A 25,296-nucleotide genomic window follows, 5' to 3' on the forward strand; every position below is an offset into this window, starting at 1 on the left:
CATGACGCCATCTCTCGACCAGCTCTCCGCCGGCACGCTCGACTGGTTGGGAGCGAACCTGGACCACTTCGACCCGTACGCGGCCGACGCGGGGACGCCGACCCACCAGCAGGCGAAGGCCGTACTGGAACTGGCGCTGCTCCGCCACTGCTCGGCATGGGCCGGCGGACCCCACGTGGAGCGGCTGGACGGGGCGACCACCCTGCTGCGCAAGCTCTGGCAGCGCCCGGAGTTCCCGCGGCTCTTCGACACCCATCCCCCTTCCGCCCCCACCTATGGACTGGCCTACGCCGCGCTCGCCCCCGACGGGATCGACGACACGGTGCCCCGGGCCACGCTCGCGCGGCTCGCTCCCGGCTTCCTCTCGCCGGCCGGCAAGTCGCCGCTCAAGCGCATGGAGACCCGCTTCTACGCGGACAAGGCGGGTGCGGACCACACCATCGAGCCGTACGCCGAACTCGTCGGACAGAGCCCGCTCGTCACCCTGCCGGCCGCCGCGCCGGGGAGCGCGGCGACGGGGGACACGGCACCGCTCACCGACTCCGAGGGATACTCCCTCACCCATGCCGCGTTCTTCCTCGGCGACTACGGGCGGACCGCGACCGGACTGGCCGAGGACACCCTGGCACCCGCGCGGGAGCTGGTCCGCCGGATGCTGGACCACTGCGTCGGGCAGGACCGGTGGGACCTGGCCGCCGAACTCGTCATCACGCAGTTCATCCTGGGGCTGGAGCCGCTGCGCACCCCCTCGGGGGCGGCGGCCGTGGAGTGCCTGGTGCGGGCCCAGCGGTCCGACGGGGCGATTCCCGGGCGGTCCCCCGCGCTCATGGCGTCCCCGTCGGCCCCGGCCGGGGAGTTCTTCCGGAAGGCGTACCACACGACGCTCGTGACCGCTCTCATGACCCTGGTCCTCTCGTCGGGGAGGCCGTCATGACACCCCGACCGCTCCTCATCAGCCCCGACTTCACGCGGCTCTGGATCGGGCAGGCCATCTCGTCCGTCGGGGACATGGTCTTCAGCACCACCCTGATGCTGTGGGTGGCCACCGTGCTGGCGAAGGACGAGAGCTGGGCCCCGGCGGCGGTGAGCGGCGTCCTGGTGGCGGGCGGCACCGCCGTGCTGGTCGTCGGTCCGATCGCGGGCGTCTTCGTCGACCGCTGGGACAAACGCCGCACGATGCTCGGCACCGAAGTGCTGCGCGGCGGTCTGGTGGCCCTGCTGGCCGCCGTCTCCTTCCTGCCGGCCGACGCGCTGCCGGCCGGGGTGTGGCTCACCCTCGTCTACGGCACCGTGCTGCTCCTGCACGCGGCCGCCCGGTTCTTCGCACCGGCCCGCTTCACGATCATCGCGGACCTGGTGACCGGGGAGGCCGACCGCGCCAGGGCGGCCGGCATCACCCAGGCGACCAGTCAGACGGCTCTGATCGTCGGCCCGCCGCTCGCCGCACCGCTGTTCTTCACGCTGGGCGTGCAATGGGCCATGCTCTTCAACGCGCTCTCCTACCTGGTGTCGTACGTCGCCATCCGTTCGGTCCGGGTGGCCCCCGCCGCGAAGGCTCCGGTCGACGGGAGCGGCACGGGGCAGGCCGCCGGTCATCGGTCCGGCGTGCTGCGGGAGTTCGTGGCGGGCCTCCGCTTCTTCGGGCGCAGCAAGTTCCTGGTCGCGCTGCTGGTCTTCGCCGTGATCGGCCAGTTCGGGGTCGGCGCGCTGAACACGCTCAACATCTTCTTCACCACCGAGAACCTGGGCATGTCGGCCCGGCTCTTCGGCTACGTCGGCATGGCCATCGGGGTGGGCGGCATCGTCGGCGCGCTGTGCGCCGGCCGGGTGGTGCAGTGGATCGGGGCACGGCGGACGACCTGGGTCAGCCTGCTGGTGAGCGGCGCCCTGCTGGTCGCCTACTCCCGGCAGACCGGATTCATCGGCGGCATCATCCTGCTCGTCCTGTTCACCATTCCCCTCACCGTGCTGAACACCGCGATGGCCCCGCTGCTGCTCTCGGCGGCGTCCGCCGAGTACCGCGGGCGGGTGGTCTCCGTGTTCCAGCCGATGACACAGCTGGCGGCGATGGTCGCGGCGGCGGTGTCCGGCTGGCTCGCCGGCACCGTGCTGCGGAACTTCGACGGCTCGGTGGCAGGCCTCCGGTTCGGCCCCATCGACACGATCATCGCCGTGGCCGGGCTGTGCATCCTGCTGTCCGGTCTCTACGCCCGCGGCGCCCTGCCCGACACGGAGACCGCCGAGGGCGGCGGGCCCACCGGAGGACCGGCCGGGGAGGAAACGGCCGGGGAGCCCACCGGACCTGCGAAGGAGGCGGCCTCGCGGACCGCCGCTGTCAGAACCCCCGCCCCACCACGACGAGGGAGCACCGAGTGACCTCCGCCGCCCGACCGGCACCGCACACGTACCCCCGCACGGCCCGGCAGGACGTCGTGGACGAGCTGCACGGGGTGCCCGTCCCCGACCCGTACCGCTGGCTGGAGGACGCGAAGACGGACGCGGTGATCGGCTGGGACGCCGAGCAGGAGGCCCTCTACGCGACGGAGCGGGCGGCCTGGGCCGGCCGGGAGCGGTGGGAGGCGGAGGTGGCGGCGCTCACCGCCGTCGATCGCGCGACACCGCCCAGGGTCCGCGGCGGCAAAGTCTTCTGGCTGCGGCAGGACGCGGGCCAGGAGCATCCCGTGCTCATGGTGGCGGAGCCCGGGGCGGATACCGGGGCGGAGCTCGGGGCGGATACCGGGCGGGTGCTGCTGGACCCCCAGGTCCTCGATCCGTCCGGACGCACCGTCCTCGATGCCTGGCAGCCGTCCCTGGAGGGCGATCTGCTGGCCTTTCAGATCTCCCGGGACGGCACCGAGGACTCACGGCTCCAGGTGATCGACGTGGCGACCGGGAAGACCGTCGACGGGCCGGTGGACCGGGTGCGGAGGTCGTCGGTCGCCTGGCTGCCCGGCGGCGAGGCGTTCTTCTACGTCCGGCGGCTGGACCCGCGGCTCAACCCCGGCGAGGAGCAGTACCACCGCCGGGTCTGGCTGCACCGGGTGGGGACCGCGCCCGGCACCGACGCCCTGGTCTTCGGCGAGGGCCGGGACCGGACCCAGTTCTACAGCGTGTCCGTGTCCGCCGACGGCCGCTGGCTCGGGGTCAGGGCCACGCTCGGCACCGGCCGCCGCACCGACCTCTATCTGGCCGACCTGACCGCGGGACCGCTGGAGCGGCCACCGCTGGTGCCGGTCCAGGAGAACACCCCGGCCGCCACCCATCTGCACGTGGCGCCCGGCACCGGTCCGCAGGACCCGGTGTGGCTGCGCACCGACCACGGCGCCGCTCGCGGCCACGTCGTCGCGTGTCCGCCGGACGCGCTCCACCGGGGCCCCGAGGCGTGGCGGGAGGTGGTCGCGGGCCGTCCCGACGCGGTTCTCACCCACTTCGCGGTGGTCTCCGGCCCCGAGCTCGACCACCCGCTCGGCCTGGCCGCCTGGACCCGCCACACGGTGGCGGAAGTGACCGTGCACGACCTGACGGAGGGCAGGCAGGTGGCCTCGGTACCGCTGCCGGGCAGCGGCACCGTCGGAGACTTCGCGGCCGGGCCGGCCGGCGGCCACGAGGCCTGGTTCACGTACACCGACTTCGAGACGCCGACGCGCGTCCTCCGCTTCGACGGGCGGACGTGCCGCGTGACGCGCTGGGAGCACGGCGCCCGGCACGCGCAGGAGGTCGAGGGTGCGGTCACCCGGCAGGTCGCCTTCCCGTCCCGGGACGGGACGACGGTACGGATGTTCGTGATCTCCCCCACCGGCCGCCCGGACGTGCCGCGCCCGGCCCTCCTCACCGGATACGGCGGCTTCGGCCAGATCATGTCGCCCCGGTACCGGCCCCAGATCCTCGCCTGGGTCAGGGCGGGCGGTGTCTTCGCCTGGGCGGGGCTGCGCGGCGGCGGCGAGGAGGGCGAGGAGTGGCACCTCGCCGGCAGCGGGGCGAACAAGCAGAACACGTTCGACGACTTCGCCGCCGCCTCCGACCACCTGCTGGCGGCCGGCTGGGCCGCACCGGGCCGGGTCGCGGTCATGGGCTCCTCCAACGGCGGGCTGCTGGTCGGCGCGGCCCTCACCCAGGAGCCCGAGAAGTACGCCGCCGCGGTGTGCCGGGTCCCGCTCCTGGACATGGTCCGCTTCGAGTCGTCGGGGCTGGGGCCCAGCTGGGTGCCCGAATACGGCAGTGTGCGCGACCCCGCGCAGGCGCGGACGCTGTTGAGCTACTCCCCGTACCACCGCGTCACGCCCGGCGTCAGCTACCCGGCGGTGCTGCTGGCCGCCTCGGACGGCGACACCAGGACCGACCCGCTCCACGCGCGCAAGATGTGCGCCGCCCTTCAGCACGCCACGTCCGGCGCCGGGCCGGTCCTGCTGCGCCTGGAACGCGGCGTCGGGCACGGCGCCCGCGCCGTCTCGCGCGTGGTGACGCTGGAAGCGGAGTGCCTCGCGTTCCTGGCCGGGCAGGTGGGGCTGCGGGCGCCGGGCGGGGTCGCTCCATGAGGAACCGGCCCGGCACGGGCGTCAGCGGCCCTCCTTGGCCATCCGGCTGTGGGAGCGCCCGTACACGAAGTAGATGATCACCCCGAGAGCCATCCAGGCGCCGAAGCGGACCCAGGTCTCCACCGGCAGGTTGAGCATCAGCCAGACCGAGGCGGCCACCGAGACGATCGGGAGCACCGGCACCCACGGGGTACGGAACGCGCGGGGCAGGTCCGGCCGGGTGCGGCGCAGGACCAGGACGCCGAGGGCGACGATGACGAACGCGAAGAGGGTGCCGATGTTCACCAGGGTGGCCAGCTCCTCGATGCTCGTGAACCCGGCGATGATCGCGATCAGCACGCCGAGCAGGATCGTCGGGCGGTAGGGCGTGCGAAAGCGCGGATGCGTCTTGGAGAAGAAGCGCGGAAGCAGGCCGTCGCGGCTCATCGCGAAGAAGACCCGGGTCTGGCCGAGCAGCAGGATCATGCAGACCGTGGTGAGACCGACCGCCGCGCCGAAGCTGATCAGTCCGGCGTAGAAGGGGTGGCCGGTGGCCTTGAAGGCGTCGGCGAGCGGGGCGCTGACGGAGAGTTCGCTGTAGTGCTGCATGCCGGTGACCACGATCGAGACCGCCACGTAGAGCACCGTGCAGATGATGAGCGAGCCGAGGATGCCGCGCGGCATGTCTCGCTGGGGCAGCTTGGTCTCCTCGGCCGCGGTGGCCACCACGTCGAAGCCGATGAAGGCGAAGAAGACGATGGAGGCGGCGGTGAAGATGCCCATCACGCCGAAGTTCGTGGGTTCGTAGCCGAACAGCAGCTGCACGAACGGTGCGTCCCAGCCCGAGCCGGCGGGCTGCTTCTCGGCCGGCGGGATGAACGGCTTGTAGTTCTCGGCCTTGATGAAGAACAGGCCCGCGATGATCACCATGAGGACCACGGCGACCTTGATCGCCACCACGACCGAGGTGACCCGGGCGGACAGCTTCATGCCCACGACGAGGATGACGGTGAGCACGAGCACCAGGGCGAAGGCCAGGATGTCGAAGCCGAAACCTTCCGCCACATCCGTCCCCGAGAGCACTTCGGGCATCGTCCAGCCGGCGTTGTCCATCAGTGAGCGGACGTAGCCGGACCAGCCGACCGCGACCACCGCGGTGCCCAGCGCGAACTCCAGCACCAGGTCCCAGCCGATGATCCAGGCCACCAGCTCGCCCAGCGCGGCGTACGCGAAGGTGTACGCGGAGCCGGCCACCGGGACGGTGGAGGCGAACTCGGCGTAGCAGAGCGCGGCCAGCGCGCACACGACGCCCGCCACGGCGAACGCGATGGCGGTGGCGGGACCCGCCGTCTCCTTGGCGACCTGTCCGGTGAGGACGAAGATGCCGGTGCCGATGATGACGCCGACGCCGAAGACCGTCAGGTCCAGGGCGGAGAGGGACTTCTGGAGCGCGTGTTCCGGCTCCTCGGTGTCAAGGATCGACTGTTCGACGGACTTGGTGCGGAACATGCCGTTCCCGCGGGGTGGTGTGACCTGCGCGCTCACCTGCGATACCTCCACGCATTCGTTGTGAACGCCATGATTGGGAGCGGTTCGGCACGGGATCGCGCCATCTGGCCCGTTTCACGCGAATGGGCCGGGAGAACCACCCGTACAGGGGCGGTTCTCCCGGCCCATCGGCCGTACGGAGGTGAGCGCGTCAGTCGCGGGCGGGCTCCACGGCGCGGCTCTCGAAACGGCCGTCGAGCTTGGCGACCAGGCCGGTGACCTGCCGGGCGATATCCGGCGCGGTCAGTCCGATCTCGGCCATGACCTCGCGGCGCGAGGCGTGGTCGAGGAAGACCGGCGGGATGCCGAAGTCGCGCAGGGGTACGTCGACACCGGCGTCGCGCAGGGCCTGGGCGACGGCGGAGCCGACGCCTCCGGCGCGGCTGTTGTCCTCGACCGTGACGACGACGCGGTGGCGCTCGGCGAGCGGGGCGAGCGCCTCGTCGACGGGCTTGACCCAGCGGGGGTCGACGACGGTGCTGGAGATGCCCTGGGCGTCCAGCAGGCCGGCGATCTCCAGGCACATCGGGGCGAGCGCGCCGACGGAGACGATCAGGACATCCGGGCGTACGGCCTTCGGCTCGAGCAGGATGTCCATTCCGCCGACCCTGCCGACCGCCTTGACCGCGGGGCCGACCGCGCCCTTGGAGAAGCGGACCACGGTGGGCGCGTCGTCGACGGCGACGGCCTCGCGCAGCTGGGCGCGGACCTGGTCGGCGTCGCGCGGGGCGGCGATCCGGAGCGTGGGCACACACTGGAGGATCGACATGTCCCACATGCCGTTGTGCGAGGCGCCGTCCGTGCCGGTGATGCCGGCCCGGTCCAGGACGAAGGTCACGCCGCACTTGTGCAGGGCGACATCCATCAGGACCTGGTCGAAGGCGCGGTTGAGGAAGGTGGCGTAGACCGCGAAGACCGGATGGAGTCCGCCGGTGGCGAGGCCGGCCGCGGAGACGGCACCGTGCTGCTCGGCGATGCCGACGTCGTAGATCCGGTCCGGGAAGGCGGCCTCGAACTTGCCGAGGCCGACGGGCTGGAGCATGGCCGCGGTGATCGCGACGATGTCCTCGCGCTCCTCTCCGAGCTTGACCATCTCCTCGCCGAAGACGGAGGTCCAGTCGAGGCCGGAGGTGGAGATCGGCAGGCCGGTGTCCGGGTGGATCTTGCCCACCGCGTGGAAGCGGTCGGCCTCGTCCTGGAGGGCGGGGGTGTAGCCGCGGCCCTTCTCGGTGAGACAGTGCACGATGACGGGGCCACGGAAGCGTTTGGCGCGCTGGAGCGCGGATTCCAGGGCCTCGATGTCGTGACCGTCGATCGGGCCGACGTACTTCAGGCCGAGGTCCTCGAACATGCCCTGCGGGGCGATGAAGTCCTTGAGGCCCTTCTTGGCGCCGTGCAGGGTCTCGTAGAGCGGGCGGCCGACGACGGGCGTGCGCTCCAGGATGTCCTTGCCGCGGGCCAGGAACCGTTCGTAGCCGTCGGTCGTACGGAGGGTGGCGAGGTGGTTGGCCAGGCCGCCGATGGTCGGGGCGTAGGAGCGCTCGTTGTCGTTGACGACGATGACGAGGGGCCGGTCCTTGGCGGCGGCGATGTTGTTCAGCGCCTCCCAGGCCATACCGCCGGTGAGCGCGCCGTCACCGATGACCGCGACGACGTGGTCGTCCTTCCTCAGGACCTCGTTGGCCTTGGCAAGGCCGTCGGCCCAGCCGAGAACCCCGGAGGCGTGGCTGTTCTCGATGACGTCGTGGTCGGACTCGGCCCGGGAGGGGTAGCCGGAGAGGCCGCCCTTGCTCTTGAGCCGGGAGAAGTCCTGGCGGCCGGTGAGCAGCTTGTGCACGTAGCTCTGGTGGCCGGTGTCCCAGAGGACCTTGTCCCGGGGCGACTCGAAGACCCGGTGCAGGGCGATGGTGAGCTCGACGACGCCCAGGTTGGGGCCGAGGTGTCCGCCGGTCTTGGACACCGCGTCCACGAGGAAGGTGCGGATCTCCTCCGCGAGCTGGTCCAGCTCGCCGAGGCTGAGCCGGTCCAGGTCGCGCGGTCCCTTGATACGGGTCAGCAGATCCACCCGTGCCTCCTTGCGTTTGAGCTGATCGAGCGTGCCGATCCGATGAGTCTAATGTTCCGCTCGCGGCGGCGGGCATCGGGCGGCCCTGTTCGCGGGGGATACCGGACCCACGCGGGCGCCCGACGCCCCTGGGGGCACGGGCGCCCGCACGGTTGTGCGGTCAGGCGCGGCCCGCGGTCTTCTGGGTCTTACGGGTGACGGAGTCGATGACGACCGTGGCGAGAAGCACCGCACCCGTGACCATGTACTGGATCGGGGTGGCGATGCCTTCCAGCGACAGTCCGTACTGGATGGAGACGATCACCATGACGCCGAGCAGCGCGTTCCAGGTGCGGCCGCGACCGCCGAAGAGGCTGGTGCCGCCGATGACGGCTGCCGCGATGACGTTCATCAGGAGGTCGCCGGTGCCGGAGCCCTGGTTGGCCGCCGCGATCTTGGAGGCCCAGAACAGGCCGCCGATCGCCGCGAAGGTCCCCGCGATGGAGAAGACGGAGATCCGGATGGCGGTGACGTTGATGCCGGCACGCCGGGAGGCCTCGACGCTGCCGCCGAGTGCGAAGATCTTCCGCCCGTAGGCCGTACGGCGGAGCAGGAAGTCCGTGCCGACCAGGACGATCAGGAAGAGGACCAGTGCGAGCGGCAGGCCGCGGTACTGGTTGAACATGTACGCGGCGGCGAAGCCGAACACTCCGATGACCGCGGTGCGCACGGCGATGTCGGCGAGCGGGCGGGCCGGGATGCCGGCCGCCTCGCGGCGGCGGGTGTCCAGGAAGGCCGCGGCGAAGTAGCCGATGACGGCGATGGCGGCGAGCCCGTAGGCGGCGGCGACGTCGGTGAAGTAGTACGTGGTCAGCTTGCCGACCACCCCGTCGCCGTCCAGGTTGATCGTGCCGGAGTCGCCGAGCAGCTGGAGCATGAAGCCGAGCCAGAACAGCAGGCCCGCCAGGGTGACGGCGAAGGCGGGCGCACCGATCCGGGCGAAGAAGAAGCCGTGGATCGCGCCCATCACCGCGCCGCCGACGATGGCGACGAGGATCGCCAGCCATTCGTTCATGCCCTGGGTGACGCTGAGCACCGCGACGAGGGCACCGGAGACACCGGAGACAGAGCCGACCGAGAGGTCGATCTCGCCGAGCAGCAGAACGAAGATGATGCCCACGGCCATCATGCCGGTGGCGACCATCGTGGTGGCGATGTCGCTGATGTTCTTCGCGGAGAGGAACTCCGAGTTCATGCTCTGGAAGACGATGGCGATGATCGCGAGGCCGACGATCACCGGGATCGAGCCCAGGTCGCCACCGCTGATCCTGCGCCTGAACTCGGTGACGTAGCCGGCCAGGCCCTGCTCGCGGACGAGCAGGCGGGGGTCGATCACCGTGGCGGCGCCCTCGGCCGCGTCCGGGTTGCCGGCCGGCGGGGCGCCGGCCGTGGCGTCGGCCTTGTCCAGCGAGGTGGTGGATTTGTCGGTGGTCACTGGGAAACCTCCGCGTTGCGCGCCGCACGTCGGGTCACGGCGTTGTCCGTGGCGCCCGTGATGGCGGAGATGATCTCTTCCTGGGAGGTGGTCCTCACATCGAAGACACCGTTGTTCCGGCCCAGCCGGAGCACGGCGACCTTGTCGGCGACGGCCTTCACATCGGCCATGTTGTGGCTGATGAGGATGACCGCGTGGCCGCGCTCGCGCAGCCGCTCGACGAGGTCGAGGACCTGGGCGGTCTGCTCGACGCCGAGGGCCGCGGTCGGCTCGTCGAGGATGACGAGCCGGGGCTCGCCGAGCATCGACCGGGCGATGGCCACGGTCTGGCGCTGGCCGCCGGAGAGCGAGGCGATCGGGATGCGGACGCTCGGGATGCGGATGGAGAGCGTGGACAGCAGCTCGCGGGAGCGGCGCTCCATCTCCACCTCGTCCAGGATGCCGAACCTGCGCAGCTCCCGGCCGAGGTAGAGGTTGCCGACGACATCGATGTTGTCGCACAGCGCGAGGTCTTGGTAGACGGTCGCGACGCCGAGGTTCTGGGCGTCGTGCGGCTTGTTGATCTGCACGGCCCTGCCCTCCCACTCGATGACGCCGTCATCGATGGGGTGCACTCCGGCGATCGTCTTGACCAGCGTTGATTTACCGGCGCCGTTGTCGCCCACCAGGGCGACCACCTCGCCGGCGTGGACCTCAAGCTCTACATCGGTGAGTACCTGGACGGCACCGAAGCGCTTGGAGACCCCTCGCAACGCCAACACGGGCGTAGCGGACACATGAACCATCTCCTTCGCCGCCTGACCGGCGGGGATGCCGCTCCCGGGGGAAGGCGCGGCGGTGTCGAGCACAGCGGGAAAACGGGGGTGAGGCGTTCTGTCCGACGCCCCGCCCGGTAGCGGGGCGGTTGGTGTGCGGGGCGCCGGACAGGCTTCGTGGCGCGCGCGTGGGCCGGGGTCCGGCGGGCGCGGGCGGTTGGGGGCGGTCTGCGCCCCCGCGGGGGCGCGGCGGGCGTCGCGGCGGGCGGGATCCGGCAGCTCGGGGGCGGGCCGGGTCCCGGGGCCTACTTCAGACCGATCTTGTCGCAGGCGGCCTTGTACTTGGCCGAGCAGATCTCGTCCAGCGTCCAGATGCCGTCCTTGATGACGGTGTCCTTGATGTTGTCCTTGGTCAGCGAGACGACCGGGACGAGGACCGTCGGGATGCCCTTCGTGGTGGCGCTGTCGACCTTCGAGGTGGCGATCGGGTCGAGCTTCTCGCCCTTGGCGAGGGCGACGGCCATCTCCGCGGCGATGATGCCCTCGGCGGGGTAGGACTTGTAGACGCTCATGAACTGCTCACCGGAGACGATGCGCTGCACGCCCGCCAGTTCGGCGTCCTGGCCGGTGACCGGCGGGAGCGGCGACAGACCGGCGGCCTTGAGGGCGGTGATGATGCCGCCCGCCATACCGTCGTTGGCGGAGTAGACGCCGTCGATCCTGTCCTTGCCGAGCGCGGTGATCGCCGCTTCCATGTTGGTGTTGGCGTTCTCCGGCTTCCACTCCTTGGTGTCGTACTCCTTGCCGTACTTCACCTTGCCGTCGAGGACCGACTTGGCACCCTTCTTGAAGAGGGCGGCGTTCGGGTCGGTGATCGCGCCGTTCATCATCACGATCGTGCCGCCGTCGGCCTTGTCGCCCAGGGCCTCCAGCAGAGCGGTGCCCTGGGCCCGGCCGACCTCTTCGTTGTCGAAGGAGGTGTAGGCGTCGATGGGACCCTCGGCGAGGCGGTCGAAGGCGACGACCGGGATGCCCTCGTCCTTGGCCTTCTTGATGCTGTTCGCGATCGCCTTGGAGTCCACGGCGCCCACGATGAGCGCGTCGACCTTGTTGGTGATCATCGTGTCGATCTGCTGCGACTGGGTGTTCGCGTCCTGCTTGGCGTTGGCGTAGACGACCTCCGCCTTGCCGTCGGTGAGCTCGCTGATCTTCTTCTCGATGATCGGCCGGTCGAACTTCTCGTAACGGGCCGTCTGGTTCTCGGGGAGGAGCAGACCTATCTTCAGGTCGTCGCCCTTCTTCTCCGAGCTCTGCTCGGCCTTGTCGCCGGACTCCTTGGCGCTCCCGCAAGCGGCCAGCGAGATCGCCATCGTGGCGGCGGCAACGGCAACGGCGGCGCGACGCGTACGCGTGTTCATTCTCGAACCTCCCTGACGAGGCCGCGACGTTGCGGCCGAGGTGGCTGGAAGTCAACTCGGCCCCAGCGTCAGCGTCAAGGAGTAAATCCTTAACGAGATGACAACGGTGCCATTGCTTATCTAAGTGAAGACAGGAGTCGCCGGGGAGAACGTGCTCCCCAAAAGGGTTGAATCCCCCATCTCACTGAGCACCAGGGCAAGTGCGCCCAGCACCTCGGCGCGCGCACCGAGCGCGCCGGGCAGCACCGAGAGCTGCCGGGCCGCGCTGGGGATCGCGTAACGCGACACGGAGTCCCGTATGGGCCCCAGGACCAGCTCCCCGGCCTCCGCCAGCGAGCCGCCGAGCACGACGCGGCTGGGGTTGAGCAGATTGCACAGGTTGGCCACGCCGCTGCCTATGTGGCGGCCCACGTCGCCGATCACCCGGCGGCAGCCCGGATCGCCCTCTCGGGCCAACTGGACCACCCGCTCCATGGTGAGCCCGGGGCCGTGGCTGGGCCGGAGCAGCGGCAGGACGTAGCGGGCGGCGGTGAAGGTCTCCAGGCAGCCGCGGTTGCCGCAACGGCACACCGGGCCCGACTCGTCGAGCGTGATGTGCCCGATCTCGCCGGCCGTGCCGCCGGGACCCCGGTAGATGGTCCCGTCGATCACCAGACCGGCGCCGACGCCGCTGGCCACCTTGATGTACGCGAGGTCCTTGACGCCCCGCCCACTCCCCCAGACCAGCTCGCCCAGCGCCCCGAGATTGGCGTCGTTGTCGACGTACACGGGCACGCCGAGGCGTCCGGAGAGCTCCTCACTGGGGTTGATGCCCGTCCAGCCCGGCAGTATCGAGGTGGAGCCCAGCGTGCCGGACTCGACGTCGATGGGGCCCGGCACGCCGAGACCGATGCCGATCACCTTGTCCGGGCCGATGCCCGTGTCCTCGATCAGCCGCTTGACCAGCGTCTCCGCCCGGTCGAAGCCCTCGGCGGACGAGGCGTCGACGTCCAGCGGCTCGGACTCCTCGGCGAGCACCTGGTGGGCGAGGTTGCCGACGGCGACGCGCAGATGCGTATGGCCGAAGTCGACGCCGATGACGATGCCCGCGTCACCACTGAGCGAGACGCTGCGGGCCCGTCGGCCGCCCGCCGAAGTGGGGGTGACCTCGACCGTTCCGCGGTCCTTCAGCTCCCGGACGATATTGGAGACGGTGGCCGCGGAGAGCCCGGTGCTCCGGGCGATCTCCGCCTGGGTGAGCGATCCCGCCATCCGTACGGCGCGTACGACCCGCTCCAGATTGGCCCTGTGCAGCGATGTCTGCGACCCGGGAGTCTCCATCGGCTCATCCACTCCTGCCCTTGGCGGGCGATCCTGAGGACCGCCCCGGCCGGGGCCGCAGCGATGAGACCCCGGCTTCCTCCAACATGTGAACTCCAAGCTGACCGTTCGGGGGCACCTCCCGTCAAGACCTGAGCACGCGCACACCACTACGGCCCGGTGCCCCGGCGGAGGGATTCCGCCGGGGCACCGGGCCGTGCGCGAGAGGAGAGCTACTTCAGGGCGCCCGCCGTCAGGCCGGAGACGACCTGGCGCTGGAAGATGATGTACGCCGCCAGCACGGGCAGCATCGCGATCACCAGCCCGGCGAAGAGGCCGGAGTAGTCGCCCTTGTAGCCCTGGCTGGAGGCCAGCTCCACCAGGCCCTGGGCCAGTACCCGCTTGTCCGGGTCGGTGTTCAGCACCGTCGGCAGCATGTACTGGTTCCACTGCCCCAGGAAGTTGAAGATGCCGACGCTGATCAGGCCGGGCTTGGCCATCGGCAGCATGACCTGGAAGAACGTGCGGGTGTGCGAGGCCCCGTCGATGATCGACGCCTCCGCCACCGAGGTCGGCAGCGTACGGAAGAACGAGGTCAGGAAGAACACGGTGAACGGCAGCGAGTACGCGATGTACACGAGGATCAGGCCGTGGATCGTGTTCAGCAGCCCCATGTTGTCCAGGACGTAGAACAACGGGACCAGCGCCAGCATGACCGGGAAGCTCATGCCGCCGACGAACAAGAAGTAAATGAACCGGTTGCCCGGGAACTCGAAGCGGGCGAGCACATAGGCGGCCATGGACCCGAGCACCAGGGTGCCGGTGAGCGACCCGCCCACCACGAGGATGGTATTCAGGAAGTACTCGCTCATGTGGGCCTGGCTCCAGGCCCGGCCCCAGCTGTCGAAGTTCAGCGAACTGGGCAGCGACCACGGGGTGTTGAAGATGTCCGCGTCGGTCTTGAACGAGGACATCACCGCCCAGAACAGCGGCAGCACGACCATGATCGCCCACAGGATCAGCATCCCGTGCGAGAAGACGTTGAGGACCTGGCCCTCGCTCTTCTTCGCGGGGGCGGAGGGGCCCTTGTCCACCGGCCCGGTGCGCTGGGCCGGAACCTTCGCCGCTTCGGCGTCGGAGGGGGACCCGGAGGGCCCGGAGGGAGGGGTGTCAGTGGTCTTCATCAGAACTCCAGCCGCTCGCGCCGGCCCACCCGCATGACGATGGCGGCGAACGCCAGCGTCACGATGAGCAGGGCGACACCGATCGTGGTCGCGTAGCCCGCCTGTCCGTCCCGGAACGCCGACTGGTACACGTACAGCGGCAGGACGGTGGTCGAGTAGTCGGGCCCGCCGGGACCGACGCTCATGATGTGGACGATCGCGAAGCCCTCGGCGCCGAGTGCCAGGATGCCCATGTAGACCCATCCGGACTGGACCGTGTCCCACAGGAGAGGCAGCGTGATCCGGAAGAAGGTCGTGAAGCGGCTCGCCCCGTCCAGCAGGGCGGCTTCGTAGAAGTCCTTGGGGATGGAGGCCATGCCCGCGGAGAACAGCACCACGAAGAAGCCGGTCGTACACCAGACGAGGACCGCCATGACGACCCACAGGGCCAGCTGTGGATCGCCCAGCCAGGTCGGCACGTCGTCGAAGCCGACGGCCTTGAGCGTGCCGTTGATCATGCCCTGGGCCGGGTCGAACGCGAACTGGAACAGGATGGCCACGATCGCGATCGAGAGTACCTGCGGGAAGAAGTACGCGATCTTGTAGAAGCCGGAGCCCCGTACGCCGACGATGGCGGCGCCCTTACGGCGCCGCCCGCCCACGTTGAGCATGAAGGCGAAGAAGAGGGCGAGCCCCAGCGTCACCAGCGGCAGCAGAACAGCCAGCGTCACGCTGTGCTGCAGCGATTTCCAGAAGATGTCGTCATTGAGCATCTTGGTGTAGTTGTCGAACCCGACCATCTTGAAGTCGGGACTCAGCCCCGTCCAGTCCGTGAACGAGTAGTAGACGGACTGGATGAAGGGCCAGATGACGAAGATGACGTACAACGCCATCGGGACCACCAAGAACCCGACTATGAACCGGTATTTACCGTGTTGCATCGTTACCGACTCCGACCTTCCCGTGCTGCCCGCCGCTGGTGACGCGTGGTCACTGGTGCTTGAAGTGCTTGATGGACTGGTCCTTGGCGGTCGCGTCGGCGAAGGCCTGGATCTTCTTGATGGTCTCGGCCGGCTTGGCGCGTCCGGCCATCATCTCGCCGATCGCGGCGACACCGATCTGCTCCTTCTGGAGCTTCACGTACCAGTCCTGCATCCGCGGGTTGACCACGTTGGTGCCGGCCTTCTCCAGCGCGGCGACACCGGACTTGAGGCCGTCGGAGAGCTCGATGCCGTCCGTGCCGCCGTTGAAGGCGGAGAGCGACTTGGTGCTCGCGGTGAAGGACTTGGAAGAGGCCTCGCTGAGCATGATGCGCAGCTGCTCCATGCCGCCCTCGGGGTTCTTCGACTTGCTCGGGACGATGAACGGCTCGCCGCCGGACGCCCAGAGGGTGCCGAAGGGGAGCTTGTCCGAGGAGTCGAGGCTGGAGGGAGCGCCCACGGACAGCTTGAAGTCCTTGGGGATGATCGCCGCTTCCTCGTTCTCGACCCAGGAGCCGTTCGGGATGAACAGCGCCTTGCCGCGGGCCCAGGCGCCCTGCGAACCGCGGTGGTCCAGGCCCGGAGTGCCCTCCAGGATGTAGTCCTTGGCGACGAGCTCGTAGTACGCCTCGAAGGCGGCCTTGACCGCGGGGTGCTCCCAGGCCTTCGGCTCCAGGTTGTCGATCGCGTCGAGGACCTCGACGCCGCCGATCTTGCCGATGAAGGGGTACAGCGAGAAGGGGATGTAGTAGGGGTGCTTGCCGGGGTAGGTCCAGCCGGCGATGCCCTCCTTCTTCGCCTTCGCGCAGAGCGCGAGCATGTCGTCCCAGGTCTCCGGGTACGTGGCGTCGAGCTTCTCCAGCGCGGTCTGCGAGTACCAGACGCCGTAGACCGTGTACGCGTAGTACATGATCCAGACCGGGTCGCCGTCGAACTGGCCCATCTCGATGATGCCCGGCCGCAGGGTGTCGCGGACCTTCTTGGCGGGGTCGTCGATGGAGGGGGCGTCGAGCAGCGGGGTCAGGTCGGTGAGCTGCTTCTTGCCGACCAGGACGCCCATGTCCATCTGCTGGGCACCGGAGTTGTCGATCAGGTCCGGCGGGGTACCACCGTTGAACCGCGGCTGAAGAACCGACTGGATCTTCTGCGTCGCGGAGAACTTGACCTTCGACTCGGGATAGGTCTTCTCGTAGACGGTCTTGGCGTCCTCGGCGTACTTGGTGCCGAAGCCACCGTCGAAGATGACGATCTCCAGCGGTGCGCTGCCGTTGACGGCCAGCGGGTTCTTCTCGGTCTTTTCGACCTTTTCGACCTTGTCGTCGCTGCCGCTGTCGCCGCTCGCGCAGGCGGACAGGAAGCTCATCGTCGGAACAGCGATCAGGCCGAGTGCGGCCGAACGCTTGATCAGATCGCGACGGCCAAGGCCCTCATTGTTGTGGGCGGAGGTGGATCCCATGCTCAAGTCCTCGCCTTCTCCAGGACTCAGGCGGTGTACCGGTCACCCGTCGAAAATTCGCCTCATGGGCGAAGGGCCCCGCCACCGCGGTCAGTTGCGCTTGGGTCATGCAGATATGCGGAAATGCAGATGTACCGGACGGACCGGTGCAGTGGGGATGCCGGGAGACCGTACAGCGAGGACACCCCCGGCGTCCTCACAACCGTCCCTGTTTCCCCCGCGTGCACCTCCGCGTGAAGCGGCCGTGCAGATGCCGACAGGTATAGTCCACTTGCCGCCAACTGAGCAAGATCGAACGCAGGTTTGGGCGGCAGTCTTTCCCGAGTTGAGACCTCACGGACACCTCGGCACCCCGCGCCCTCCTCCCGCGGCGGCTATTTCCCCATTCCGGCCGATTCGCCGAGGGGCCTCGCGGCAACACCCTTGACACGTCCCGTCACTGGGATCCCTACTGGACCTTGCATCCCGTTATGACAACGTTGTCCATGTATTTTCCCGGGGAGGAACGGCTCGGCATGCAGCCACCACGCGGCCTCAATCACGGATCAGACCAGGACCCTCACGCTCTCCCCCGCCCGGCCCCCCGCCGGAGACGGACCCCCACAGCAGCCGCCCTGGCGGCGTCACTCGCCCTGGTGGTGATCGCCCCCGCGGTCGCCACCGCCCAACCCTCCTCGCCGGACCGGAAGCCGTCCGGCGACCGCACCTTCAGCACCTCGTTCGAGGCGGATGAGAAGCAGCCCGACTGGCGCGGCACCGTCGAGGAGGGCCCCGACGGCGAGAAACGGTCCTCCGGCGTCGACGGAGGCTTCTCCTCCGGCATACCGGGCAATGTCACCGACCGGGTGACGGAGTTGCGCGCGAGCGCCGAGAACACCGCCGGCGGGGAGGTCAAGGAGAACCTCGTCGACGTCGAGCCGGGCTCCAAGTGGCTGGCGTTCAAGCCCACCGGCTGGGTCGAGTTCGATCTGGACGAACCCATCAAGATCGTGACGTACGCCCTCACTTCGGCCAACGACCACGCCGAGCGCGACCCGAGGGACTGGACGCTCAAGGGCTCGGCGGACGGCAAGGAGTGGACCGACCTCGACACCCGTGCGGGCGAGACCTTCGCCCAACGGCACGAGACGAAGAAGTACGGCTTCTCGGGCGACACCGCCTACCGGCACCTCCGCCTGGAGATCACCGCGAACAACGGCGCGTCGGACGCGCTGCAACTCGCCGACGTTCAGTTCTCGAACGGTGACACCTCCGCGCCGGTGCCCGACGAGATGCGCAGCCAGCCCGACCGCGGTCCCTCCGGATCCCCCACCGCGAAGTCCGGCGCCGGATTCACCGGAAAGAAGGCACTGCGCTACGCGGGCACCCACACCCCCGACGGACGCGCCTACTCGTACAACAAGATCTTCGACGTGAACACGGCCGTCACCAAGGACACCGAGCTGTCCTACCTCGTCTACCCGCAGATGGGCGAGACCGACCTGAACTATCCCGCCACGCACGTCGCGGTGGACCTGGCCTTCACCGACGGCACCTATCTGAGCGAGCTGAAGGCCACCGACAGCCACGGCGGGCCGCTGACCCCGCAGGGCCAGGCGGACGCCAAGCGCCTCTACGTCAACCAGTGGAACAAGGTCGCCGCCCGCCTCGGCGCGGTCGCCGCGGGCAAGACCGTCGACCGGATCCTGGTGGCGTACGACTCCCCCAAGGGGCCGGCGAAGTTCCAGGGCTGGATCGACGACATCACGATCGCCCCGAAGAAGCCCGAGAAGCGCAAGGCACATCTGTCGGACTACGCGCTGACGACCCGCGGCACCAACTCCAGTGGCGGCTTCTCCCGCGGCAACAACATTCCGGCCACGGCCGTACCGCATGGTTTCAACTTCTGGACGCCGGTGACCAACGCCGGTTCGCTGAGCTGGCTGTACGACTACCACCGGGGCAACAACGCGGACAACCTCCCCACACTCCAGGCCTTCGGCGCCAGCCATGAGCCGAGCCCCTGGATGGGCGACCGGCAGACCTTCCAGCTGATGCCGTCGGCCGCGAGCGGTACCCCGGACGCGTCCCGGACGGTCCGCGCGCTGCCGTTCCGGCACGAGAACGAGACGGCGAAGCCGCACTACTACGGCGTCACGTTCGAGAACGGCCTCAAGGCCGAGATGACACCGACCGACCACGCGGCCCGGATGCGGTTCACCTACCCCGGCAAGGACGCGAGTCTGGTCTTCGACAACGTCTCGAACGACGGCGGCATCACGCTGGACCCGAAGACCCGCTCGTTCTCCGGCTACTCGGATGTCAGGAGCGGCCTGTCCACCGGTGCCACCCGGATGTTCGTGTACGGCGTCTTCGACGCGCCGGTCACCGACAGCGGCAGGCTGAAGGGCGGCGGGGGCGACGACGTCACCGGGTTCTTCCGCTTCGACGCGGGCAAGGACCGCACGGTCAACCTGCGCCTGGCCACCTCGCTGATCGGCGTCGACCAGGCGAAGAAGAACCTGGCCATGGAGATCCCGGAGTCCGCCTCCTTCGACCGGGTGCAGCGCAAGGCGCGGGGCGCCTGGGACGACGTCCTCGGGACGGTCGAGGTCGAGGGCGCGAGCGCGGACCAGCTGACGACGCTCTACTCCAGCCTGTACCGGCTCTACCTCTACCCGAACTCCGGCCACGAGAAGGTGAAGGGCAAGAACAGGTACGCCAGCCCCTTCTCCAAGGCGGTTGGCGAGTCCACCCCGACACGGACCGGCGCGAAGATCGTCGACGGCGAGGTGTACGTCAACAACGGATTCTGGGACACCTACCGCACGACGTGGCCCGCCTACTCCTTCTTCTCCCCGAAGAAGGCCGGCGAGCTGGTGGACGGCTTCGTCCAGCACTACAAGGACGGCGGCTGGACCTCACGCTGGTCCTCCCCCGGCGCCGCGGACCTGATGACCGGCACCAGCTCGGACGTGGCGTTCGCGGACGCGTACGTCAAGGGCGTGAGGTTCGACGCCGAGGCGGCGTACGACGCGGCGCTCAAGAACGCCACCGTGGCCCCGCCGTCCCCGGGCGTCGGCCGCAAGGGCCTGGAGACCTCCGTCTTCACCGGCTACGCGGACACCGCCACCCACGAGGGACTGTCCTGGTCGCTGGAGGGTTACGTCAACGACTACGGCATCGCCCGGATGGGCCAGGAGCTGTACGAGAAGACGAGGAAGGCCCGGTACAGGGAAGAGTCCGAGTACTTCATGAACCGGGCGCAGAAGTACGTCAAGCTCTTCGACGACAAGGTCGGCTTCTTCCAGGGCAGGAAGCCGAACGGCGACTGGCGTCTGCCCTCCGGCGCGTACGACCCCCGTGTCTGGGGCTACGACTACACGGAGACCAACGGCTGGGGCTACGCCTTCACCGCCCCGCAGGACAGCCGGGGCCTGGCCAACCTGTACGGCGGCCGGGCGGGCCTGGCCGAGAAGCTGGACACGTACTTCTCGACGCCGGAGACGGCGGGCCCGGAGTTCGTCGGCAGCTACGGCGGCGTCATCCACGAGATGACCGAGGCGCGTGACGTGCGGATGGGCCAGTACGGGCACAGCAACCAGGTGGCCCACCACGCCACGTACATGTACAACGCGGCCTCGCAGCCGTACAAGACGCAGGAGAAGGTCCGCGAGGTGCTGGGCCGGCTGTACGTCGGCAGCGAGATCGGGCAGGGCATCCACGGCGACGAGGACAACGGTGAGCAGTCCGCCTGGTTCCTCTTCTCCTCGCTCGGCTTCTACCCGCTGGTCATGGGCAGCGGGGAGTACGCGATCGGCTCGCCGCTCTTCAGAGAGGTCACCGTCCGCATGGACAACGGCCGCAAGCTGGTCGTGAAGGCCCCGAAGAACAGCGACAGGAACATCTATGTGCAGGGCGTGAAGGTCAACGGAAAGAAGTGGACCTCCACGGCGCTCCCGCACGACGTGCTGGCCAAGGGCGGCACGCTGGAGTTCGACATGGGCCCGAAGCCGTCGGCGTGGGGCACGGGCAAGGACGCGGCCCCGGTCTCCGTGCAGAAGGACGACAAGGTCCCGACGCCCAAGGGCGACGCGCTCCAGGGTGACGGCGCGCTCTTCGACGACACCTCGGCCACCTCGGCGACGGTCGACTCGGTGGAGCTCCCGGTGTCCTCGGCGAGGAAGGGGATCCAGTACACGCTGACGTCGGCGGCGGCCGACAAGGCCCCGAAGGGCTGGACGCTCCAGGGCTCGGCCGACGGCAGGAAGTGGACGGACATCGACCGCCGCTCCGGCCAGTCGTTCGCCTGGGACAAGCAGACCCGGGTGTTCTCGGTGGACCGGCCCGGCGTTTACGCGAAGTACCGGCTGGTGCTGACGGGTTCGGCGACGCTCGCGGAGGTGGAGCTGCTCTCGTGAGCCGTACGCGAGGAACACGGGCGGCCGGCACCCGAGGACGGGGTGCCGGCCGTCGGCGTTCACGTCCGCCGGCGGCTCTCGGGCAGGTCGGGGTTCACTCCGGCTGGAGGCTCTCGGGCAACGCGAGGTTCAGGGCGGCGACGACCGGCCGGCCGTGTTCGGTGCCGAGCCGGGAGAGGGCGCCGGTGGCGAGCTGGAAGAGCCGCCCCTCGGCCGGGGTCAGGCCGAGATAGCGGGCGGTGAGGACACGCAGGAAGTGCGAGTGCGCGACGAGCGCGATGTCCGCGCTCCCGATTCCCTCGGCGGCGGACCGGACGCCCGCGAGGACCTGGTCGGCCCGCTGCCCGATCTGGGCGGGGCTCTCGCCGGGGTGCTCATCGGACCCGGGGTCGACGCCGTCGGTCCACAGGTTCCAGAAGGGCCGGGTACGGCGGATCGCCGGGGTGGTGACGCCCTCGTAGCCGCCGTAGTCCCACTCCCGCAGCTCGGGGGTGACCCGGGGGTCGGGGAGTCCGGCCAGTTCGGCGGTACGGCGGGCCCGGATCATCGGGCTGACGAGGGTGAGCCCGATGTTCCGGTCGACCAGCAGCGGGACGAGCGCGCGGGCCTGGCGCTCCCCGACCTCGGTGAGGGGGAGGTCGGTGTAGCTCGTGTGCTGTCCGGAACGGGACCACTCGGTCTCGCCGTGCCGGATAAGGATCAGCTCGCCCATGGTGGTCCCGTCGCTTTCTCTACAGGTGGTGCCGGTGGGGCGGGTGGTGCCGGTGGGGCGGGTGGGGCGGGTAGTGCTGGTGGGATGGGTGGGGCCACGTACCGTAAGTCCCTCACCTGTTCCTTTTCCCCTGGGGGACCGCATGTCCGACTACTTTCCGCCACCGCCGCCCGAACAGCCGCAGCCGGAGCACCAGGCGCCGGGGGGTACGCCGCGGCCTTCACCGTGGGCCGCCCCCGAGGCGCCGCCGCACAAACAGCGCACGGGGCTGATCGTGACGCTCGCCGTGGGCGGCGGGCTCGTCGTGGTCGGGGTGGTGGTGGCGCTCGTCTACGCGCTGATGAACTCGGTCTCGGACTCCATCGCGCTGCCCCAGCGGTCGGAAGCGCCCTACTCCGACTCCTACGACGAGGAGCCGATGGAGCCCGTCACGCCCGAGCCGGCCGCCGAGGGGGACGTCACGATCACGAAGTGCACGCGCGACTCCCTCATCAGCTGGCCGCACGCCGATCTGAGGATCGTGAACAGGACCGGGGCCCCGGTGGCCTACATCGTCTCCGTCACGTTCGTGGACGGAGACGGCGCCGTGGTGGCCGACGGCATCGCGACCACGGAGGAGGTCGCTCCCGGCGCGTCGGTCGACGTGAGGGCCCAGGGGGCCGGCGAGGTGGCCGCCGGCACGAAGTGCCGGATCGGCGAAGTCGATCGGCACGCGCTGTGACGATCCGGTAGGACGATGCGACGCGGAAGGGCCGCACCCCGGGACTTCCCGGGGCATATATCCGAGTTTCCTCAACGTTGACGCAGCACCTCAACACGCGTGGCACGGGTGAGCCAACGTGCTCCGTTGGCGGTTGTTCCGTGTTCCGCCCGGTGCTACGGCGGCGGGCGCCGAAGCATCTGCCGGCGAGAGGTCGGGGATCGGCGATGAAGGGGCATGACCGACTCCGGCGACCCGATCCGCTTCACACGTCCGTACGTCCTCCTCGACTACGGCGGTCCCGTACGGGCGGGCCGCCGTCGGCAGTTGGCTCCGCAGCTACCGTGCCGGCATGGGCAGTGGTGCTCCGGCGGTGTTGTCGGGGTGTGGTCACCGTGGGGTGGGCCGGGCCTGGACCGGGCGCCAGATCGGCCAGATCGAGGGCCCGTCGGGCAGGCGGATCCCGGGCCCGTGGCGATGGTGGCCCAGCCGTTCGTACAGGGCGAGGTTGCGCGGGGAGCTCGCCTCCTTGTACGTGCCGGCCCCGCTCGCGTCGGCGAGCGCGAAAACGGCCTTCTGCAAGCGGGTCCCCAGGCCACGGCTCTGATGCCCGGGGAGGGCGGCGAGGAAGGTGACGTAGTAGTGCGCGGGCAGGTCGTGGGGGTGATGGGCCTCCAGCAGCGCCATCACAGCCAGCGCCCGACCGGCCTGGTCGCCCAGGCTCCTGGCCAGCCGGTCCCGGAACTCCTGCTGGCCGGACTCAGTGGGCGTCGGCGCGTCGGGCGGGTAGAACATGCTGACCGCGGCGAAGTCGTCGGTCTGCAGCGCGGATCCGCCGCCGGCGAAGGTGGCGGCGGCCACCGTGCCGAAGAACGCCCGCAGCCCCTCCACTCGGCGCGACGGGTCGGGGAAGACCCAGCAGAACACCGGGTCGTCGAAGAACGCCGGGACGTAGACATCGACCAGGGTGTCCAGGTCGCCTGCGTCGGCCGGCTCGCAGCCAGTCACGGAAGCGGTCACTCGAGGAGCCTCTCATCACGAAACGCATCACCAGGTCCGCCGACAGCGGACCCAAGGGATTGACTCATGCCCCGTTCCGCTTCTCCTGACGCCCCTGTCCTGTGTGCCCGCCACGCCAGCCGACCGGAACCCGGCCCAGCAGGAAGCGAACGGGCCCAACCAACGACCAAGCAGGACTGGGGCACGTATCGGGTCGTGATCAATCTGTGGGATTCGCTCTCGTGGCGGGGCCCGATCGGGTGAGTCGTTGTCCGTGACGCGAGTGCAACTGACTGACGTGGAGTGGGAATTCATCGAGCCGTACCTGCCGATCGGGGAGTACGGCCCGCATCCCGAGCGACTGCGGCAGCAGTTCGAGGGCGTGATATGGCGGTTCAAGACGGGCGGGCAATGGCGGGAGATGCCGACGGAGTTCGGCGCCTGGTCGACCCTCTACAACCGCCGCCGTCTTCCGCTCCGAGGGGGCGTATCGGTCTGGCGTGGACGCTCCGCCCATGGCGGGAAGTCGACGATGGCTGGAGTGCCTCGGTGACCACGTGGCTGGAAGCCGTGAGCAGATGGCATCGCCGGCGGCGGACGTCCAGCACTTCCTCACCACGGAATCGGGGCAAGTGAATTGACGTCTCGTCAGGAGTGGGCTCGGAGATGCCCGGAATCTTCAATAAAAATTGAGACACCGTCAGCCATCAGTCGCTGACGGCACGTCCGGCCTCGATACGGGTCGGAAATTGCTGAATCGGGCTCGCCGGCGGGCCGCCCGCCGCGTCCGCGACCTGCCCCCGGGCACCTGGAGCAGGGAAATGCGCGGTTGGCATGCCCATGCGGCCAGTCGCCCGCACAGGGCCACCCCCGGCGGGATTTGCCGATGGGAATGAGTCGTCGATAGCGAATTCATCGAGAACAAGACAAGATCAACATCCTGCTGACCAGGCACTTTACTTGCCTTTGACCCGATGGCAAGCTGACGATCACTTCGGCCCCCGCGGCAACACCCCCAGTTCATCCCACCCTTCTCGACGGGCGGTTGGCGCTGGGCCGATTCCGGACATGTGAGTTCCCAGAAGCGGAGTAGAGAATGAAGCGTCGCGTACGCAGTGCGGGGTTTGCGGTTCTGGTGGCGACGGGTATCGCCCTGACGATGTCGAGCGGCACCGCGCACGCTCAGGAACAGCAGCCGCGCTCCGGCATTCTGTCCGGCGGCCTGATCAACATCAACGGACCGCTGATCTACAACACCGGTGACATCGACCTGGTCGAGGATGTCTTCGAGCACATCAGCATCCCGATCCTGGGCCAGGCCGTGCACCAGATGTACGACCGGGCCACGTTCGACGGCAAGCTCTTCAAGTAGGCAGCGCGCGCGAGCACCTCGCCGCCTGATCACGGGCCTGCCCGGCCGGCCGTACTCCCGTGCGGCCCCCGGCGCCGGGCGGGCCCGGTTCCCGTGCCCCGGCCCGGACGGGCCGGGGCACGCTCAGCGTTCGAGCCGATCGACCCGACCCCGGCGAAACCCGTCCACGCCGTCCGCGCTGGCGGCGACCTTCCCGTTCGTGCCCTTGGAGTTCTTGTCCAGATCCCACCACGGCTCGACGGCGAAGGTGAGCGTGCGGGTGACCTTCGTGCCGGTGCCGCACTTGGCCTCGTCCTCCTCGGCGAAGACGAAGCCGTCTTCCTTGCCGGCCGAACCGTGCCAGAAGTAGGCGTCGGCTGTGGCGAAGCGGATCTCGTACTCGATCTTCTTCGGAGGGTGAGGAACCAGCTCGCCTTTCCTGGCGGCCGCCACGGCTACGGA

Annotated in this window: 19 protein-coding genes and 1 pseudogene; 8 read left to right on the top strand and 12 right to left on the bottom strand. The window is 69.4% G+C overall.

From position 1 onward, the window contains the following. Window position 1: 1 nt before the first annotated feature. The 3 genes from ACZ60Q_RS06200 to ACZ60Q_RS06210 are packed head-to-tail and all read left to right on the top strand — an operon-like array spanning window position 2 to window position 4,535. A complete protein-coding gene (locus tag ACZ60Q_RS06200) occupies window positions 2–934 on the top strand; it encodes a DUF6895 family protein (protein WP_469629116.1) in 933 nt (310 codons plus the stop codon). After that, window positions 931–2,376 (top strand): MFS transporter, encoded by a 1,446-nt coding sequence (locus tag ACZ60Q_RS06205; protein WP_469629119.1) that lies wholly within the window; start codon window positions 931–933, stop codon window positions 2,374–2,376. The genes ACZ60Q_RS06200 and ACZ60Q_RS06205 overlap by 4 nt, the downstream gene beginning before the upstream one ends. After that, complete coding sequence (locus ACZ60Q_RS06210) at window positions 2,373–4,535, top strand: prolyl oligopeptidase family serine peptidase (RefSeq protein WP_469629122.1); 2,163 nt, start codon at window positions 2,373–2,375, stop codon at window positions 4,533–4,535. The genes ACZ60Q_RS06205 and ACZ60Q_RS06210 overlap by 4 nt, the downstream gene beginning before the upstream one ends. 21 nt (window positions 4,536–4,556) lie before the next feature. Here the strand turns inward: ACZ60Q_RS06210 and ACZ60Q_RS06215 are convergent, their stop codons facing one another. The 9 genes from ACZ60Q_RS06215 to ngcE all read right to left on the bottom strand — a co-directional run bounded on the left by ACZ60Q_RS06215 (window position 4,557) and on the right by ngcE (window position 16,672). After that, window positions 4,557–6,023, bottom strand: a complete 1,467-nt coding sequence (locus tag ACZ60Q_RS06215) for an amino acid permease (protein WP_469629547.1) — start codon at window positions 6,021–6,023, stop codon at window positions 4,557–4,559. Between the two features lie 190 nt (window positions 6,024–6,213). Beyond that, a complete protein-coding gene (dxs, locus tag ACZ60Q_RS06220; protein ID WP_469629125.1) occupies window positions 6,214–8,127 on the bottom strand; it encodes a 1-deoxy-D-xylulose-5-phosphate synthase in 1,914 nt (637 codons plus the stop codon). Between the two features lie 160 nt (window positions 8,128–8,287). Then, window positions 8,288–9,601 (bottom strand): sugar ABC transporter permease, encoded by a 1,314-nt coding sequence (locus ACZ60Q_RS06225; protein WP_469629127.1) that lies wholly within the window; start codon window positions 9,599–9,601, stop codon window positions 8,288–8,290. Next, entirely contained in the window at window positions 9,598–10,386 is a 789-nt protein-coding gene (locus ACZ60Q_RS06230) for an ATP-binding cassette domain-containing protein (RefSeq protein WP_469629130.1), read from the bottom strand. The genes ACZ60Q_RS06225 and ACZ60Q_RS06230 overlap by 4 nt, the downstream gene beginning before the upstream one ends. Window positions 10,387–10,661: 275 nt before the next feature. Next, entirely contained in the window at window positions 10,662–11,774 is a 1,113-nt protein-coding gene (locus ACZ60Q_RS06235; protein WP_469629133.1) for a sugar ABC transporter substrate-binding protein, read from the bottom strand. A 120-nt stretch (window positions 11,775–11,894) separates the two neighbouring features. Beyond that, on the bottom strand, window positions 11,895–13,094 hold the full coding sequence (locus ACZ60Q_RS06240; protein ID WP_469629136.1) for an ROK family transcriptional regulator: 1,200 nt from the start codon (window positions 13,092–13,094) through the stop codon (window positions 11,895–11,897). Between the two features lie 212 nt (window positions 13,095–13,306). Continuing rightward, window positions 13,307–14,257, bottom strand: a complete 951-nt coding sequence (locus tag ACZ60Q_RS06245; RefSeq protein ID WP_469629138.1) for a carbohydrate ABC transporter permease — start codon at window positions 14,255–14,257, stop codon at window positions 13,307–13,309. Continuing rightward, window positions 14,257–15,177 carry a carbohydrate ABC transporter permease gene (locus tag ACZ60Q_RS06250; RefSeq protein WP_469629140.1) on the bottom strand — a complete coding sequence of 307 codons (921 nt, stop codon included), beginning with the start codon at window positions 15,175–15,177 and terminating at the stop codon, window positions 14,257–14,259. Before ACZ60Q_RS06250 ends, ACZ60Q_RS06245 begins: the two co-directional genes overlap by 1 nt. Window positions 15,178–15,226: 49 nt before the next feature. Next, on the bottom strand, window positions 15,227–16,672 hold the full coding sequence (ngcE, locus tag ACZ60Q_RS06255) for an N-acetylglucosamine/diacetylchitobiose ABC transporter substrate-binding protein (protein WP_469629142.1): 1,446 nt from the start codon (window positions 16,670–16,672) through the stop codon (window positions 15,227–15,229). A 515-nt stretch (window positions 16,673–17,187) separates the two neighbouring features. Here ngcE and ACZ60Q_RS06260 point away from each other — a divergent pair. Continuing rightward, entirely contained in the window at window positions 17,188–21,072 is a 3,885-nt protein-coding gene (locus ACZ60Q_RS06260) for a GH92 family glycosyl hydrolase (RefSeq protein ID WP_469629550.1), read from the top strand. Window positions 21,073–21,166: 94 nt separating this feature from the next. Here the strand turns inward: ACZ60Q_RS06260 and ACZ60Q_RS06265 are convergent, their stop codons facing one another. Next, a complete protein-coding gene (locus ACZ60Q_RS06265; RefSeq protein ID WP_469629144.1) occupies window positions 21,167–21,784 on the bottom strand; it encodes a histidine phosphatase family protein in 618 nt (205 codons plus the stop codon). Window positions 21,785–21,926: 142 nt separating this feature from the next. Here ACZ60Q_RS06265 and ACZ60Q_RS06270 point away from each other — a divergent pair, with 142 nt between their 5' ends. Then, window positions 21,927–22,505, top strand: coding sequence for an FxLYD domain-containing protein (locus ACZ60Q_RS06270; RefSeq protein ID WP_469629146.1), 579 nt, complete (start codon window positions 21,927–21,929; stop codon window positions 22,503–22,505). Between the two features lie 369 nt (window positions 22,506–22,874). Here the strand turns inward: ACZ60Q_RS06270 and ACZ60Q_RS06275 are convergent, their stop codons facing one another. After that, on the bottom strand, window positions 22,875–23,504 hold the full coding sequence (locus ACZ60Q_RS06275) for a GNAT family N-acetyltransferase (protein ID WP_469629149.1): 630 nt from the start codon (window positions 23,502–23,504) through the stop codon (window positions 22,875–22,877). Window positions 23,505–23,757: 253 nt separating this feature from the next. On the opposite strand from ACZ60Q_RS06275, the pseudogene ACZ60Q_RS06280 reads away from it, so the two are divergent. The 3 genes and pseudogenes from ACZ60Q_RS06280 to ACZ60Q_RS06290 all read left to right on the top strand — a co-directional run. Further along, window positions 23,758–23,953, top strand: a pseudogene (locus ACZ60Q_RS06280) (transposase); the annotation flags it as partial. Beyond that, window positions 23,895–24,119 carry a DUF6228 family protein gene (locus ACZ60Q_RS06285; protein ID WP_469629151.1) on the top strand — a complete coding sequence of 75 codons (225 nt, stop codon included), beginning with the start codon at window positions 23,895–23,897 and terminating at the stop codon, window positions 24,117–24,119. The pseudogene ACZ60Q_RS06280 and the gene ACZ60Q_RS06285, both read left to right, overlap by 59 nt. A gap of 460 nt (window positions 24,120–24,579) precedes the next feature. Further along, window positions 24,580–24,855: a hypothetical protein gene (locus ACZ60Q_RS06290; RefSeq protein ID WP_469629154.1), complete on the top strand. Its 276-nt coding sequence runs from the start codon at window positions 24,580–24,582 to the stop codon at window positions 24,853–24,855. Between the two features lie 123 nt (window positions 24,856–24,978). Here ACZ60Q_RS06290 and ACZ60Q_RS06295 read toward each other — a convergent pair whose 3' ends face one another. Next, window positions 24,979–25,287 carry a hypothetical protein gene (locus ACZ60Q_RS06295; RefSeq protein ID WP_469629157.1) on the bottom strand — a complete coding sequence of 103 codons (309 nt, stop codon included), beginning with the start codon at window positions 25,285–25,287 and terminating at the stop codon, window positions 24,979–24,981. Window positions 25,288–25,296: the final 9 nt, after the last annotated feature.

This window comes from Streptomyces sp. NPDC104313, assembly GCF_055583985.1.

Excerpts from the sequence above, each read along its gene's own strand:
- ACZ60Q_RS06285 (WP_469629151.1), top strand. The coding sequence starts at position 23,895 with ATGGCGGGAGATGCCGACGGAGTTCGGCGCCTGGTCGACCCTCTACAA.
- ACZ60Q_RS06215 (WP_469629547.1), bottom strand. The coding sequence starts at position 6,023 with ATGTTCCGCACCAAGTCCGTCGAACAGTCGATCCTTGACACCGAGGAG.
- ACZ60Q_RS06270 (WP_469629146.1), top strand. The coding sequence starts at position 21,927 with ATGTCCGACTACTTTCCGCCACCGCCGCCCGAACAGCCGCAGCCGGAG.
- ACZ60Q_RS06290 (WP_469629154.1), top strand. The coding sequence starts at position 24,580 with ATGAAGCGTCGCGTACGCAGTGCGGGGTTTGCGGTTCTGGTGGCGACG.
- ACZ60Q_RS06230 (WP_469629130.1), bottom strand. The coding sequence starts at position 10,386 with ATGGTTCATGTGTCCGCTACGCCCGTGTTGGCGTTGCGAGGGGTCTCC.
- ACZ60Q_RS06245 (WP_469629138.1), bottom strand. The coding sequence starts at position 14,257 with ATGAAGACCACTGACACCCCTCCCTCCGGGCCCTCCGGGTCCCCCTCC.
- ACZ60Q_RS06200 (WP_469629116.1), top strand. The coding sequence starts at position 2 with ATGACGCCATCTCTCGACCAGCTCTCCGCCGGCACGCTCGACTGGTTG.
- ngcE (WP_469629142.1), bottom strand. The coding sequence starts at position 16,672 with ATGGGATCCACCTCCGCCCACAACAATGAGGGCCTTGGCCGTCGCGAT.
- ACZ60Q_RS06205 (WP_469629119.1), top strand. The coding sequence starts at position 931 with ATGACACCCCGACCGCTCCTCATCAGCCCCGACTTCACGCGGCTCTGG.
- ACZ60Q_RS06265 (WP_469629144.1), bottom strand. The coding sequence starts at position 21,784 with ATGGGCGAGCTGATCCTTATCCGGCACGGCGAGACCGAGTGGTCCCGT.
- ACZ60Q_RS06260 (WP_469629550.1), top strand. The coding sequence starts at position 17,188 with ATGCAGCCACCACGCGGCCTCAATCACGGATCAGACCAGGACCCTCAC.
- ACZ60Q_RS06235 (WP_469629133.1), bottom strand. The coding sequence starts at position 11,774 with ATGAACACGCGTACGCGTCGCGCCGCCGTTGCCGTTGCCGCCGCCACG.
- ACZ60Q_RS06250 (WP_469629140.1), bottom strand. The coding sequence starts at position 15,177 with ATGCAACACGGTAAATACCGGTTCATAGTCGGGTTCTTGGTGGTCCCG.
- ACZ60Q_RS06240 (WP_469629136.1), bottom strand. The coding sequence starts at position 13,094 with ATGGAGACTCCCGGGTCGCAGACATCGCTGCACAGGGCCAATCTGGAG.